Annotated in this window: 13 protein-coding genes and 1 pseudogene; 6 read left to right on the top strand and 8 right to left on the bottom strand. The window is 49.2% G+C overall.

The features are described 5' to 3' along the window. Window positions 1-161: 161 nt before the first annotated feature. Window positions 162-1577, top strand: coding sequence for an ATP/GTP-binding protein (locus DWV43_RS09150; protein WP_117818231.1), 1416 nt, complete (start codon window positions 162-164; stop codon window positions 1575-1577). Further along, window positions 1564-2280 (top strand): RloB domain-containing protein, encoded by a 717-nt coding sequence (locus tag DWV43_RS09145; RefSeq protein ID WP_117818229.1) that lies wholly within the window; start codon window positions 1564-1566, stop codon window positions 2278-2280. Before DWV43_RS09150 ends, DWV43_RS09145 begins: the two co-directional genes overlap by 14 nt. 482 nt (window positions 2281-2762) lie before the next feature. Here the strand turns inward: DWV43_RS09145 and DWV43_RS09140 are convergent, their stop codons facing one another. Then, window positions 2763-3248: a hypothetical protein gene (locus tag DWV43_RS09140; RefSeq protein WP_147346281.1), complete on the bottom strand. Its 486-nt coding sequence runs from the start codon at window positions 3246-3248 to the stop codon at window positions 2763-2765. Further along, window positions 3161-3628: a hypothetical protein gene (locus DWV43_RS09135; protein WP_117818225.1), complete on the bottom strand. Its 468-nt coding sequence runs from the start codon at window positions 3626-3628 to the stop codon at window positions 3161-3163. The genes DWV43_RS09140 and DWV43_RS09135 overlap by 88 nt, the downstream gene beginning before the upstream one ends. Before the next feature lie 365 nt (window positions 3629-3993). Between DWV43_RS09135 and DWV43_RS09130 the strand changes: the two genes are divergently transcribed. Next, a complete protein-coding gene (locus DWV43_RS09130) occupies window positions 3994-5100 on the top strand; it encodes an AbiH family protein (RefSeq protein ID WP_117818223.1) in 1107 nt (368 codons plus the stop codon). 200 nt (window positions 5101-5300) lie between these two features. On the opposite strand, the gene DWV43_RS09125 is transcribed toward DWV43_RS09130, so the two are convergent. From DWV43_RS09125 to DWV43_RS09110, 5 genes are read right to left on the bottom strand one after another with little or no spacing between them, the layout of a single operon-like run. Then, the gene (locus tag DWV43_RS09125; RefSeq protein WP_199569429.1) at window positions 5301-5609 is read right to left on the bottom strand and encodes a hypothetical protein; all 309 of its coding nucleotides are present in this window, start codon (window positions 5607-5609) and stop codon (window positions 5301-5303) included. Window positions 5610-5657: 48 nt separating this feature from the next. Beyond that, window positions 5658-7409: a DUF2326 domain-containing protein gene (locus DWV43_RS09120; RefSeq protein ID WP_233539250.1), complete on the bottom strand. Its 1752-nt coding sequence runs from the start codon at window positions 7407-7409 to the stop codon at window positions 5658-5660. Beyond that, complete coding sequence (locus DWV43_RS10570; RefSeq protein ID WP_369832343.1) at window positions 7390-7596, bottom strand: ABC-three component system middle component 6; 207 nt, start codon at window positions 7594-7596, stop codon at window positions 7390-7392. The genes DWV43_RS09120 and DWV43_RS10570 overlap by 20 nt, the downstream gene beginning before the upstream one ends. A gap of 45 nt (window positions 7597-7641) precedes the next feature. After that, window positions 7642-8220, bottom strand: coding sequence for a hypothetical protein (locus tag DWV43_RS09115; RefSeq protein WP_233539249.1), 579 nt, complete (start codon window positions 8218-8220; stop codon window positions 7642-7644). Then, on the bottom strand, window positions 8207-8404 hold the full coding sequence (locus DWV43_RS09110; protein WP_117818219.1) for a hypothetical protein: 198 nt from the start codon (window positions 8402-8404) through the stop codon (window positions 8207-8209). The genes DWV43_RS09115 and DWV43_RS09110 overlap by 14 nt, the downstream gene beginning before the upstream one ends. A gap of 830 nt (window positions 8405-9234) precedes the next feature. On the opposite strand from DWV43_RS09110, the gene DWV43_RS09105 reads away from it, so the two are divergent. After that, the gene (locus DWV43_RS09105) at window positions 9235-9603 is read left to right on the top strand and encodes a hypothetical protein (protein ID WP_117818218.1); all 369 of its coding nucleotides are present in this window, start codon (window positions 9235-9237) and stop codon (window positions 9601-9603) included. Between the two features lie 97 nt (window positions 9604-9700). Continuing rightward, on the top strand, window positions 9701-11233 hold the full coding sequence (locus DWV43_RS10105; protein ID WP_147346280.1) for a hypothetical protein: 1533 nt from the start codon (window positions 9701-9703) through the stop codon (window positions 11231-11233). On the opposite strand, the gene DWV43_RS10100 is transcribed toward DWV43_RS10105, so the two are convergent. Beyond that, the gene (locus DWV43_RS10100; protein WP_147346279.1) at window positions 11230-13320 is read right to left on the bottom strand and encodes a hypothetical protein; all 2091 of its coding nucleotides are present in this window, start codon (window positions 13318-13320) and stop codon (window positions 11230-11232) included. The two genes, DWV43_RS10105 and DWV43_RS10100, sit on opposite strands and share 4 nt — an antisense overlap. Window positions 13321-13755: 435 nt before the next feature. Between DWV43_RS10100 and DWV43_RS09095 the strand changes: the two are divergent. Further along, a pseudogene (locus DWV43_RS09095) lies at window positions 13756-14218 on the top strand (hypothetical protein); the annotation flags it as partial.

Raw genomic sequence — 14218 nt, 5'->3', positions numbered from 1 at the left:
TACCGCCTCGCGGTGACATCGTTTTTATGTCAACCTTGGTCTAACAGAGCCTTAATAAATGCGTTAAAGAACGTAAACCTATTTGACGAAAAAATCGTCAGATACTATTCTTCTGATAACTACCAGGTTTATGTGAGGTAGCTGATCACCTAGGAGACGCCATGCTTATCAGATTTTCATTTAAGAACTTTAGGTCTGTAGGCGAAGAACCGATAACACTGGACATGGTCTCGACTTCTAAAATCCAGCGCTTTAAAGATCATATTTGCGCAACTTCGCATAACGCGCGCATTTTAAGGAATGCCGTTATCTATGGAGGTAACGCTTCCGGTAAGAGTACGATTTTTACCGCGCTTCTCTTTATGAGGCATGTTGTTTTAAATGGCGCGCTTCCTCAGGGGGCGCAGGTTGAGTATTGCAAGTGTGGCGCTGGTCTTAAAGATCAGGACTCGGTTTTCGATATTCAGCTCTATATAAATGGACGCGCGTTCGATTATGGGTTCAGCTGCAACTTAACTCAACTAAAAGTTATTTCAGAATGGCTTTACGAGCTCGGTGACAAGCCTGAGAAATTATTTGAGAGAACCGGTTCGGATTCCGTTGATTGCCAGGGTCTCGAGCAAAACTCATCCGAAGTTGACCAAACGAGGCTTGGTGTATATCGCGACGATTTCCTCCATCGTGCACGCGAAGGCATGGGATCGGAGCTCTTTTTGTCGGCGCTGGCAAATGGCAGAAATTATTTAGACGGCTCTGCTTTAGCGTCATTGGCAGATGTCTATTCTTGGTTCAACTCCAATTTCTCGCCCATCGGTGCGGGTCAAAGCCCTATGTCTTCTGAGTTTTATGGACACGGTGCCAATTTGGATAAGGTCGCCGAGGTGCTGGCCTCCTTTGATACGGGCATCAATAGCCTTCACAAGCAAGAAATTGGGATGGATGAGCTCGAAAAGTATATTCCTGCTGAAGCCCTGCTTTCCATTAAGCGTATCGTCAGTGAAAATATCCCTTCTGGCCCTCAGACAGAGTCGACTGTTACGTTTCGCAGCGACGACGTGTTTCTAAGCATTGAAAGCAAGGGTGTGTCCGAGCCACACGCCACGGTGCTTAAACTACGCCATGAGGGCTCTGTTCTCGACTTCGATTTTGGAGAAGAGTCGGACGGAACCAAGCGATTGTTCGATTTTATGGACATCTTATTTACTAAGAGCAAAGACAAGCTGTTCCTGATTGATGAGCTTAATCGCAGCTTTCACCCCATGCTTACCCAGCAGCTTGTCTCGCTGTTTAACCGTGTCCACGCGCAGGACGACTGCCAGCTGGTATTCACAACTCATGAAAATGCAATCATGAGTTTTGAATATTTTAGGCGTGATGAAATCTGGTTTGTCGAGCGTAACGGTCAGGGTCATTCGGTCCTGTTCCCACTCGATAAGTTTGCAGACAACAGAGCAAGATCCGATGCCCGTGTTAATAAGCAATATCTAGAGGGTCGTTATGGTGGCATACCGGTTTTATCAACAGGAAGAGCACTCAGTGCGCTAGGAGTGATTGGGGAATCCGATGCCTCCGCTTAACTCTCTTGACACTTGGTCTAGCAGAAATGAATGGAAAGTCGAAAAGCCAAAATCCAAGTGTTTTCTTATCGGCGAAGGAGCAAATACGGAATACTGGTACTTTGACTCTCTTGCAACGCGACTAGCCAAAGAAGGAAAGCCGGAACTAATCGAGCTAAAGCCTGTTGAAAGAACTGAGCGTGAGAAAAACCAGTCCTCACCCAGAAAATTATTGGAGCACGCTGTTGCCGTTATCAATGGTCGGGCTAATGGGGGCGAGTTCATAAAAGATACTGATCGCGTTGTAGTTGTTTTCGACGTTGACGTCTTTAAGGACGACCCTGATGGATATGCGACGTTGCTAGCCGACTTTCGAGCTGCACGGATTGAGGTGGCCGTGACATATCCGAGTTTTGAGCTTTACTTGATGTTGCATAAGCGTGGTGCCCTCGAGGCCACTATTTTGCCGCATAGACAGGAGATAGAAGAAAATGGTCACGCTCCAGGCAGTCGGCGTCGGTTTATTGAAAAGCTTGCTAGTGATGAACTTGGAATGAATCCGAAAACCAACCATCACATTGGTGACCTTGCTGCAAATTTCGAAATAGCACTAGTCGCCGAGACAAAGCTCAATCAGAACCCCGATCTTGCCGTTGGGCGCTTGACCTCTAATGTCGCAAAGACTATTAAGGGCGTAATTGAAGATGGGGCCATCGATTTGTAAGGCGATGCAAAAGCCTTGGTTGCAGGGCCAATCGAATACGTTCATGGACGAAGTCGCCAACACTATTTTTCGCCAACCTGCCGGGGATAACGCATGTGAGGCTAGCGAGAGCTTTCACTGGTAACAACTTGGGCAACGAGGTCCGTGCAGGCCCCGGTGCCCAAGCGTGATATTGAGGGTTCTGATTCGCCGTATTTAGTAGAGAACAAATGGGTTAACGCCCAAGTCCACAACATATTTTGAGTACAGGCAAATTAGCATCGATGCGCTGCACTGAGAAGTGCCGTCCCTAGCAGGAAAAGTACCGGGGATATTGCGATCCAATGGCTGTCGGCGGTCTTGGGAAGTGATGAGGAAGTCGCGGTTGCGGACTTGGTGTTTGAGGCCTAGGCGACCGCGGTCTTGGTCACCGCCGTCGTGGTTGTCGTCTTTGTCGCGATTGCGGGTTTCACCGCAGGATCCGTCGCAGGTCCCGTACCGAGTTACCCCGCAGCAGGGTCGGCGCCACCAGAAGGCTCGCCCGTGCCATCCCCCGGCACATCGGGCCCACCGGTCTCCCCCGCCGACGCCGTGGCGTCCACGGGCTCGATCGTCACACGCGCTGCCACGGACCCGTCGGCATTCACCACGCCGCCCGCACCAAAGGCCCCGCCCGCAGGCGCCACAAAGCGTGCGGATGCAAGCGATCCGCCCAGGCAGGCGACGCCGCCGTCGGCGCCCGACGCATCCAGCCAGGACGCATCGACGGCAAGCTGCCCGGCCGCGCCACCGCCGGCAGCCCCGCCCAGCAGACACACACCATAGGCGCGCACGCCCGCCCCAGAGCCCGCGCCCGTGGCGACAACGCGCCCACCGCCGCGAACGGCAAGACCGTCCGCGATCACGCCGGCCACCCGCGCATCCGCGATGCCGGCGCCGTCGGCCCGCGCGTCAACCTTGCAGCCGTCCACCGCGAGCGTCCCCGACACGTAGATTCCGCACTGCGAGCTGTGGCCACCAGCGACCCGGTGCCGCGGAGCGTCAGATCGCCCCACACCTCCATGCCGCACCGCGAGATGTCCACGTCGGGCGCGCTCGTCTCGACAACAGTGTTCTGCCCGGTCAGCGTCACCACCAGTTCGCCGTCGGCGCCGATGGCCTCGCCCGTGTAGCCGTTAAGATGCAGATGGTCGACATCGGTCCAGGCCCAACCGGGGCCCGACACACCCGGCTCGTAGTACGTGGCGCCCGCGATGAACAGGCTGTCCGCGCCCGCGGCATAAGAAGGCCCGCCCAGCAAAACGCATAGGCAGGCCATGGCAGTAAACAGGATGTAGTGTCGGCTAGTGTGGAACGCGGTGGCAAACATAACCGCTCCGATATTCGCAAGAGCCATTGGAAACTGCGCCAGAAAACTACCTGGTAGCAGCAGTTATTAGTGTAGCGAGATCAGGCGAGTGGCGAACGAATTAGCTGTAAACGAACCCCAAAATTAGGTGTAAATCGTTTTGCCAGTCGGTGAAAGGAAGATTCACGTTAGGCAAATATGCCGACCGCTGATTCCAAAATTAGCAGCACAGGGAAATTGACAATATCAAGTTACCAAAACCTTTCCTCAATGACGCCCCATGTCGTGTCCTCGCAAGTTGGATACCGTTGTAGCAACACCTTAGTAATCGGGTAAATAGTTGAGAAGCTATTCACGGAGTTCACTACGATTGAAGGATTTAAATAATGCACCAACTAATAATTCTTGGAAATGGATTCGACTTGACCTGCGGACTGAAGTCAAAGTTCTCAGATTTTTATCGCAATAGGATGAACGCAGCATGCTCAATTGAATCGATCCCTAAGGACGAAAGAAATGTCTGGGATGTCATTCTTTCTGAAATCGGTGAAAACGACCCATTGTGGTGCAATATAGAAAGCCTTATTTCAGCGTATGTGTTCCATGATGACGACTTGGGTTCAAGATTGGACCACATGTATGAGCAACTGGTGTGGACAATTGATCCGTCAAAACCAAATCGTTCTGAACATCCAGATAACGCCGTATACAATTACGTTTCAACTTGTCTGGGTAAGGAAAACGTTTCCCAGGATGAGCTCACCCATTTCCTTCTAACCTCACTAAAAGATTACGAGCACATCTTTGCGAGCTATCTAGAAAAACAAGTCGATAATAACAATAAATACAGGGAAAAGGCTGTGGAGTATTATGCAGCCATTCGCAATGCCTGCATTAATAAGGCCCAGCAAAAGAACTATGAAACATCTATCTTAAACTTTAACTATACAACCCCATTAAAATCGGAAGATCAGCAGCTGGGAATTGTTGCTGCCCGGAATATTCATGGCTCACTGGACAAAACGGACACAATATTTGGCATTGACGGAAAAGACGTCGCTGAAGACCATCCGGCGGTGCCGTTTACAAAAACATATAGGCTTATGTCATTAGTGCCATACGAAAGCGAAACTGCAAAACTCTGCGACAGCAATACCCGTTTCATCAAGATATTCGGACACTCGCTTTCTCGGGCTGACTATTCCTACTTCCAATCGATTTTTGACACCGTCAATCTATACGGTGGAGTTACTAAGCTTGTATTTCTATACAAAAAATATCCAAACAAGTCAGATAAAACAGTTGATGAGCAGGCAATTCGAGAAGATCTGTACTCACGCATATCGCATCTTCTGTATGAGTATGGAAGCACACTCGACAATAAAGACCATGGAAAGAATCTCATGCATAAACTTCTTCTAGAGCAAAGGTTGCTCATTAAAGACGTTGACGAGAATATATCAGTCTTACCTTCCAATATATATTTGCTTTAACACCTAATCCAGATTCGGCTCCCTGAGGTGGTAATTGAAGAGTAGGACCGGAGAACGTACGTATATCTATAAAAGCGTAATCAAAGGCTAATGGGACTTGTTTAACCAAAAGAGGGTGTATCGGTTTGCGCCGATACACCCTCTTTTCAATAATTGGATTTATGCACAAGGACAGAGTCGCCGCAGCCGTCAGCTCTCCCCTATTCCCTCTTAAACAGATCCTTCGTGTACACCTTGTCCGCCACGTCCGTGAGCTCGTCGCTCCAGCGGTTGGCGACGATCACGTCGCAGCCGGCCTTGAAGGCCTCCAGGTCGTGGGTCACCTCGGAGCCGAAGAACTCCGGCGCGTCCAGCGTGCGCTCGTAGACCACCACGGGCACGCCCTTGGCCTTCACGCGCTTCATGACGCCCTGGATGGATAAAGGGTCGACGGCGTAAGGACTCCAAGTAACATGCAATCCGGGCATTCGCCCAGCATCGAGTGGTGCGTTGCCGGCCCATGCTTCCATGGTGCGTAGTGTCCGTAATCTGTTTTAACTTGTCCGGTGCTCCACTACTCATCCCAGACCACGACCTCGCTCGTTCGCCTCGACCGTTGGACCCTGGAACAGTTTATCCTGCTTTGACAGTTCGAGGATACACATGGAATCCTGCGCATTCTGGGGTATCTGCGAGGAGTCAAGCTTCTCTTTGAGCACAGCAACAATGAACTGGCAGTTTATGCTATTTGCAATGTCGACAATTTTCTTCAGGTCTTCACCTTCGACGTTCTCGACTACGCCTTGAACCACGAAGCGAGGCGCCTCGATTTTGTTGGCGATTGCGAACTCCTGATACGAAAGGTCGTAAACCGCCAAAAGGGACTTGCGTGTGCCGGTACTTGATCCATTGAGGTCGGTAATGGCCACCGGGAACTTGTCCGTAGCGGTCGAATAAGTCAATATGGGCCTCTCTCCGTTAACGGCATTTGCCATCGGTGTAAAGTAGTAATTGAAGGAGTTCATCATATCCTGATGGGACGAGTTTGAGGACTCACGTTCCTCCCCACCATCGGAGAGACTTGCAATTTGGCTTTCCAAGGTCTTTATGCGCTCGTCGTAGCCTTGTAGTGTGCTGAGAACCTCGGTGTTTCTGCCCATCTCCTGGCGCAGGCGCATGCACTCTCCGAGAAGATTCTCGTACTCGCTCATCGCATCGCCATCAATGAGTGAGAGGTACCGTGAGTTCTCAACCGAAAAGGCTGCGAGTTTGGCCTGGATGCCCACCCTCTCCGACTCAAGTTCGGCCCCGACCTCCTGGAAGTACGCAATCTCGTTCTCGCAAAACGCACGGTTGAACGCGACCATGTCCTCGAATGTCTTGTTTACCGAGGGAATGAGGGAGCAGACCTCATCGTAGAAGCTACGCGAAAGCGACAGGTCGGCCTGCTTTACAATTTCCTTCTTAGCACGCTCGATAGACTCGGCGTTGCGCTCCATCCTGAACTCGATTTCGGCCAATTCGGAGCACAGTCTGGCATATTGGCTCCTTGCTTCCTCGATCGCCTCCCTGTTAGCCTTGAACTCATCGGCGTCAAGCACGTCATTGAGCCTGGACTCCGCGCGTTGGCACTCGCGGTCTAGAGCCACGCCCACTTGGGTAAGCTGCTCCTCGTCCTCGATGCCGGCAAGACGTCTGTACTGCTTGGCAGACTCCTTGAGCTTGTTCAGCTCCCTGTTAAGCTCCGCCAACCTAGCGTCAAGTTCAGCGTCCGAGATGTCGAACAAGTAATTATAAACGGCCCTATAATCGGCGATAGAGGCTCTGGGCAACGTTCTGAGGAATGAATAGTCGTCTCCGCTTAGGGAAATACGAACGAAGGATTTGATGAGCTGACGGAACGTGGGCTTGTTAGAACTAACCGCAAATAGGGTTTCACCCAACAGCTCCCTGTATTGTTTTGCACTAACCTTCTCGCCATCGAAGAAATACTTACCTCTCGGGAACAGCTCTACCTTGAGCTCGACGTTGTGGTCTGAGAGCCTTTCAAACGAGTTCACGAGGGTCATCTCGCCCACAACACGCTTCTCATTGATAATGTCACGCAGCTCTTCATTGACGCTATTCGTTTCGTCGTCCTTGTATAGGCCGACTTTACCGCTTGCGCCGAGCAGTACGTCTATGAGCTTGAGAAATGTCGTCTTCCCGACCTTATTGTGTCTATCTGATTCAAAAGTGTCGGAGATGAGGTTGGCCCCTTTGTGAAATACAACCTCACGCATGACACAACCGGTCATTGAATTCCGAAGCCTAACCGATCCTATGAACACGGAGCCTCCCTTCACTTGTAGCTTCTAAGCCCGCAACGAGGAATAAGAAATCGATGGCCATAAGAAAGAACTCATAGGGGACCACACCACATCGTGCGGAGTCGCAAACCCATCTGTATAAATCGGCCGACTCGACTTCACCTGCAACGGAAATTATCGAGTACGACAATGCGGCGATATAGTACACCGTCTTCACTGGGTCATTGTTCCTGTCGATGAGTAACACAACTCCCTAGCCTTCTTCCAGTTCAGGCTTCACCAAGACGATACACCGCGAGACCCCACATGCCACAAGCGCAATGCAAAAGCTCTCGACGTCCTCCGTCGAATGAGTGTGGGCATCGTAATCCATATCATGCACGAGAGCGTCTACGAGACGTTCCTTTATAGCGTCGAGCTGCGCATCCCCATTACCGACAATGAGCTCGCCGCCATCGTCGTAATCGGCGACGTCATAGAATAAGTCGCCGAGCTTTTTGATTATTTTCTCGCTGTCTGGGAATTCCCTTATGGCATCACGAACCATGGCATAATCGCCTGAATGGTTGCGTATAACATTCATGTATTTATTTGCGTTGTTGAACTGTAATTTTTCGTTCATGCCAACGGGGGTATCGAGCGAGAGTTCTGATTCAGCACATAGCGGTCCATTGTAGACAAGGGCGAGCAGGTCATGAACCACGCTGTGAGTGAGCCCCTCCCTGCCGCCAAGCAGCACCTTAATGTTCTGGATGTTGTTGTCGCCCACGATCTGACCTGTTCCAGTCCCAAACGAAGAAAGCGCGGTCGAACGAGAGCTACCAATTTGCATGCACGTCCGCCTTGTTGTCCGAACCCATGACTTGGCTGTTGCCGGTACCGGAGACGCTCATGATGTTGCCCTGAAAAGAATCTCGCATCTTCTTGACATCTGACTTGACGGAGAGGGATATGACGGCAGCGACTATTGACGCGCCCGAGGCAACTATCCCAAGGATTAGGTTCAGCGTTTCCATTCTTTGACAATCCTTTTAGCCGATGGTTAAATCCTAAACTAGCCTTCAAGACTGAAGTTTCGGCGAGAATAAAAACGAACTCGCAACCTCATATATTCGGCAGGAGATTGGCCGCAATTCTCACTAGGCATGTTAATCTCTCTTGACGAATTTAACAACCATTGCGAAGACATCGAGAAGCGTCTTGCCTGGCCCTTGATTGGCGACCTCATCCGAGAAACATTGCGGTGCTGGAATGTAACCTGCTGGATCAAAATCGAGTTTAAGACAGTCAAACTTGCGGCTTGGGATCAAAAACATGTGAGTTTGTTCGAACGGCGATGGTGGCATGTAAATTGCGAGTGTAGACGCTAAGTGATTATGGCTACTAATAGTCAAGCCATTTTGGCCAATTCCGGTCACCGGAAAATGGGCACCGCGCCTCCCCGCCGTCATTACGCCGGTGGTATCAACACTGTGGCGTCAGAAGGGCCATTGAGGTGAACAAGAGACAATATAGCCTTGAGGAGATTATAGACGCGGGGCTCCGGGAGACGGCGCGGGAAAGGGCGACGAATTCGACTCGCAGACATGCGGCCTCGCGGAATTCTGTGATGTCCGGGTGCGACGGGTAGTGCGGACCACACAGGGGTATGGCGACCTCGTCGGGAGCGAAAGCACTCAAGCGTAGACCGACGAGGAAATCAAGGAAGCCGTTTCGCGCTGGTGAAGAACTCGGAGGACCTCGGTAAGGCAGTAAATCCTCTGCCAGTAGAAATTACCGAAATCTCAAACTTGATTATATTAAAAGCTATAATTAAATAAGCTAGACACATACGAAAGGCGCGGAAATGGACCTCCCCACTCTTATCGAAGCTTGTTTTAATGGATTGGCAAAAGGCGGGGCAGGTGCGCTGGGTTCAGGCTTGTGGGTATTAACCCAAAGGCTCATTTGCGGTTTGTCGTCAAAATATGTCTCTGCCGATGACGTGTCTGAAGCAGATGTTTTGATCGAACTATCAGATCCAAATCAAATGATCAAAAAGATGGATGAATTTACGCGCGATCCGGAATTAGACCGTCTCATAAATGCGTGGGAACGCATGGCCACCGTATTTGCCAATAACGAGCTCGATATCGACGTTAACTCCACGAATAGCAACATCGTTATCGGAAATAGCGGATCAAGCATCAACATATCGCAAAAGGTAGTTAGATAGTAACGAAAGCAGCGTCAATGAGCACCCCCCCCCGAGCAATATTAAATTTGTCCCCATAAATACACCAGAAAGAAACACCGTACAATTCGAAAAACTAGTGCTGCTTATCATTAGGGCTGACTACATTTTCAGTCGACTTGAAGAAGTATGCTCTGCAATATTTGCCGACACCAGAATCCAATGCGTCTTTACAATACCTAAACCAAAATCAATAGTTGACAGGTCGCTCGATTTGTATTTGAAAGATGCCGGATGCATTTTGCTGCCATGGGATATTGCTTTGACCAAAAAATTTGACCTAGCAATAGCAGCAAGTCCAAATGGCGATTTTGAAAAGATTGACGCCCCACTTTTGCTATTTCAGCATGGACCCGCATTAGGTAAATCGGGGGCATACGACTCCACCCTAAAAGCTATAAATCGCCTAAAGACAAGAGAGTATCCGACATATATTTGCGAACCGACTTCAAAGGGTGAAATAACCGACTTACCAGCAATTATTAAAACCGTTTATGTGGGGGATCCCGTTTTTGACAAAATCCTATATTCGGAAAAATATAGAGAAGAATACAGGGCTGCATTAAATTGCAATACCCAGAAGCTGGTAATAATCACTTCAACCTGGGGACCAAATTCACTTTTATCAAATATTAGAACAATTGCAGAAGATTTACTAAAGGAACTTCCATATACGGAATACAGGGTGGCGATGATTCTTCATCCGTATATCTGGGCAGCACATGGCGAATGGCAAATAGAAACATGGTTTAAAAAGGAGCTGTACGCAGGACTAAAAATCGTTCCACATGAAATGGGCTGGGAGGCAGCGATAATTGCCGCAGATATCGTAATTGGCGATTATGGATCAGTTACAAACTATGGTGCCTCAATAGGCAAACCGGTTTTAAGATACGAACCGAGCGAAGATAGCATCCCCAAGGGGATTGCCATAGTTGAGCATGCAAATATTAATTCAACACCTATAAAGAACAGCTATAAGGCTCTAAAGGTAATTAGAGCCTTGGAAGCTGCGCCATTACAAACAAATCGCTTGGAGCCAACAGCTTTTGCAAACGTTGGACACTCATTAGAATCGATTCAACACTTGGCATATTCGATACTAGGAATAAAGGTTGGTAACAAAGCGCCGGAAAATACTCTGGCGCAACGACCGCGACCAATCCAGATAGATAATGAAATCTATCGAACCATAACGCTGGTAAAACAACAAAAAGGCGAGGCGATTCTTAACATAAAAGCATTTAAAAGCTCATCATTGGATTACAACTGGGTATTCGATGGCCCCAGAACCCAACTCATAGAAAAGGAGGAGATGCCTTCAATTAACTTAGCACCACCTGAAATAGTAGTCATAGACAATACCCTTTCGAGTAAATTCATAAGCCGTATAATGGACACACAAAGCGATACAACCAAGCTAGTTTGTATAAATAAAGACTCTGAATGGATAGCAATACTAAATAGAGTAAATCTGTTTAAGGTACAAACTGATTGCCCGAATAGCATATTGACCGCTCGAGCAATTTGGTACTTACTAAAACATAATAAGACGCGATGCATATTAGAGACAATCAATAATAGCCACTTTGTTTCCCTAACGAAAGGCTAAGAGCTCACAAGTTGGATTTTGCCTGCAACGATATTGCATTGAGCGACATCTCCCAACTGAGAATAAATCTCACTGGATATAGAATATAAACGCACCGCCTCGTCCTTTTTATTCAAATCGAACTCAATGTCCCCTAAAAGCTGATAAGCATCCGCAACAACTCCGCTCAATCCGCCACTCGAGCAAGTTTCCAAGCAGCTACGCGCTAATGAATTAGCATTCTTGAGCTCGCCAAGTTTAAATAGACAATGAGCGCCAAACAACTCGATCTTTGAACGCATATTAGGTTCCAGTTGGTTGGCTGAACTCAACTCCGATTGGACTCTGTCAAGGGCCGATCGATAGTCGCCTTGTGCATAATAAGACTCCGCAATCGAGAAATTAGCGATAGCGATCCCGCGATAATTTACGGGATCGCACAGCAGATACTCAGAAATTGCTGCCTCGTAGCAAGAGATTGCAAAATCAAAGTCTGCAATCCCCTCCCTTAATGTATGGCCCTTAAATTCCAGCAAAGAGCCTTTAAGTGTATGATTTGTTGAATCACCTGAGAGCTCAATGGCAAGCGAAATTGAAGCCGATGATTTTTCATACATGCTTAACCGTAGCTGGCAGCGAGATAGTAAGGCAAGCATCCTAGATGCTGCATCAGAACGATCTAAGTTAACAGCCGCACGATGCCCGAGCGAATATACGTGAAGACCTCGGCTGAAGAGCCCGTTGTCATAGATGAAAGTCCAACAGGAATCGGCTATAGAAAGCACCTCGGAATATAGTGAGAAATCGAAGGCCAAATCCAGGACAGAAAATAGTTCAAAACGAATTGAAAGAAAATAGTCTGCGGCATTTGATTGGTTAATCTCGGAAAATAAATCCGAGTCAAACAGAGAGCTAGAAGACACTCTTAACCGATTGGGGGTAAGCACATTATCAAGTGTGACGATTAGGGAACAGTAGTACCGGACAACTGACCGAACAAGAGCTTCAAAAGAGATACGATCTTTTGGGTTATAGGTTTTTGCATAATTTGAGATCTGACGATTCATCGATATTAGAGTACGAGATTCAAGAGAAGAACAAGATGCCAGCCAAGCTGTTGATGAACGCTTGATGAGCGATTTTCCCTGCAAAGCCGCTACCGCGCCTTTCATGCTACTTATGCAAGTTAAGGATGAAAGTGCAATTGGCCCTCCGCCAAGACGACCAAGCAAGGAATATAAAATTGAAGAAGGATCATCAAAATGCGCGACCTCAAGATCCAAAGCACCCATCAAAGGCTCTAGTTCTGGATTTGATAGGCTTGTAACAATATCTTTAAGCGAATAGACATTGTCTCGTATCAAATACGCAGCCCTGCTCAAAACAATAGGCAAACCGTCACAAACATAGATTAATTGATGGAATAATGGGTCGTTTTCAAGAGAATCGAAATCGACATGATCGCATTCCCTCAACTGATCCCTGAGATAGGAGACAGAGGTTACCGAATCGAAAGAATTAATTGGAATGCTCTTAAATTTATGTAAATAAGATGCGCAGGCTTCTCTACAATTACCGGCAGATAAAATTAAGCATTCATCTGAGTTTAAAACTAGGGAATCAATATCAAGTGAATCGGAAACGTTGTCTAGGACAAGTAGAATTTTCTTCTCAAACGTGACTGATCTAAAGAGACTTTTTATATCAGATAGATTGGAAGGGCAATTTATCGTTAATGATCGAATGACAAATTTATAGAGCTCGTCGATATTAAGGGACCCATCAAGGGATCGATAGTCATTCAAATCAACAAAGATATGACCGTCCGAAAAACAATCAGCAACCTCATTAGCATATTTGGTTAAGCAGTAGGTTTTGCCGACTCCTGGAGCACCATAAAATAGAAATATTCGCTTTCCGGAATTAATACTGTATATGAGGGAATCCCGAATATCGACTCGATCAAATAGATCAGGTGCAAGTGGTAGCTGATGAGGAATAGGGTTTATATCACTAGTTTGCGCATGAACGATATTCTGTGTAATGGATACCTGAGAATTTGAACCGATCACATTGTTTGAAACAACATTCGAACTATCAATATCCACAAAGACCCACCTTATCAACAATCAACATGCAGCACATTATAGAGCAGGGCGAGTCTAAGTAATAAATCCGCTGCTAAATCCGCTGCTCAGGCTGCTCAACCCTTGATTGGCGACTTCATCCGAACACCTCCCACATTCATCCGTACATGTACGGATGAATGTGGGAATCCGATACCCTGAGGGCCGGGCCGGCCGGCCCCGGGAGATCGGAGGACTACATGTCCGGAAAGAGGAAGAAGGGGGCCGGGAAGTCGGCCCCGAGGGCCTACGGCAGGCTCACCAGGCAACGAGCGGGACACGGTCCAGAGGATGCTGGAGCGAGGGGCCTCGTGCAGGCGGATAGCGAGGGAGCTGGGCAGGTCGCCCTCGACGGTGAGCTCGGAGGTGGCGTCGCACAGGTTCGTGACCGCGCCGAGGGAGAGGCGCGGCGAGCGCGTGGACGCCTCCGCCGACCTGTCTGCGGCATGCACGCGCCTGGCCGCGTGGCCGCGCTGCTGCAACGGGTGCGGGCGGTACCGCGCGATCGGCTGCAAGCGCCGCCCGCACGTCTTCTACGACGCCCGCGCCGCGCAGCTGTGCGCGGACTCGGTCCTCGTCTCGTCCAGGCGCGGGATAGACGCCGACGAGCCCGCCGCGGCGGCCAGGCTGGAGGCGATAAGGGACTGCCTGCGCCGGGGGCTGTCGCCCGAGCAGATGGCGGCGCGCAACGGCGGCCCGGTGGACCTGTCGCCGTCGACCATCTACCGCTGGGTCTCGGCGGGCTACGACGGCATGACCAACATGGAGCTCAGGCGCAAGGTCGGCTACAGGCCCAGGTCGCACCGGGCCCCGAAGAGGGCAACGCCTGTTAGCGTCAATATATTTTTCACCATTTTCACCAACGTATTTTCGCCAATCG

This window comes from Collinsella sp. AF05-9, from assembly GCF_003465595.1.
Lineage (GTDB): Bacteria > Actinomycetota > Coriobacteriia > Coriobacteriales > Coriobacteriaceae > Collinsella.
The sequence above is the reverse complement of the archived record's forward strand: the minus strand, read 5'-3'. Positions and strand labels throughout refer to the sequence as shown.

What these genes read in the sequence shown, in the direction of transcription:
- DWV43_RS09150 (WP_117818231.1), top strand. Translation starts at nt 162, where the DNA reads ATGCTTATCAGATTTTCATTTAAGAACTTTAGGTCTGTAGGCGAAGAA.
- DWV43_RS09145 (WP_117818229.1), top strand. Translation starts at nt 1,564, where the DNA reads ATGCCTCCGCTTAACTCTCTTGACACTTGGTCTAGCAGAAATGAATGG.
- DWV43_RS09135 (WP_117818225.1), bottom strand. Translation starts at nt 3,628, where the DNA reads ATGTTTGCCACCGCGTTCCACACTAGCCGACACTACATCCTGTTTACT.
- DWV43_RS09130 (WP_117818223.1), top strand. Translation starts at nt 3,994, where the DNA reads ATGCACCAACTAATAATTCTTGGAAATGGATTCGACTTGACCTGCGGA.
- DWV43_RS09125 (WP_199569429.1), bottom strand. Translation starts at nt 5,609, where the DNA reads ATGGAAGCATGGGCCGGCAACGCACCACTCGATGCTGGGCGAATGCCC.
- DWV43_RS09115 (WP_233539249.1), bottom strand. Translation starts at nt 8,220, where the DNA reads ATGCAAATTGGTAGCTCTCGTTCGACCGCGCTTTCTTCGTTTGGGACT.
- DWV43_RS09110 (WP_117818219.1), bottom strand. Translation starts at nt 8,404, where the DNA reads ATGGAAACGCTGAACCTAATCCTTGGGATAGTTGCCTCGGGCGCGTCA.
- DWV43_RS09105 (WP_117818218.1), top strand. Translation starts at nt 9,235, where the DNA reads ATGGACCTCCCCACTCTTATCGAAGCTTGTTTTAATGGATTGGCAAAA.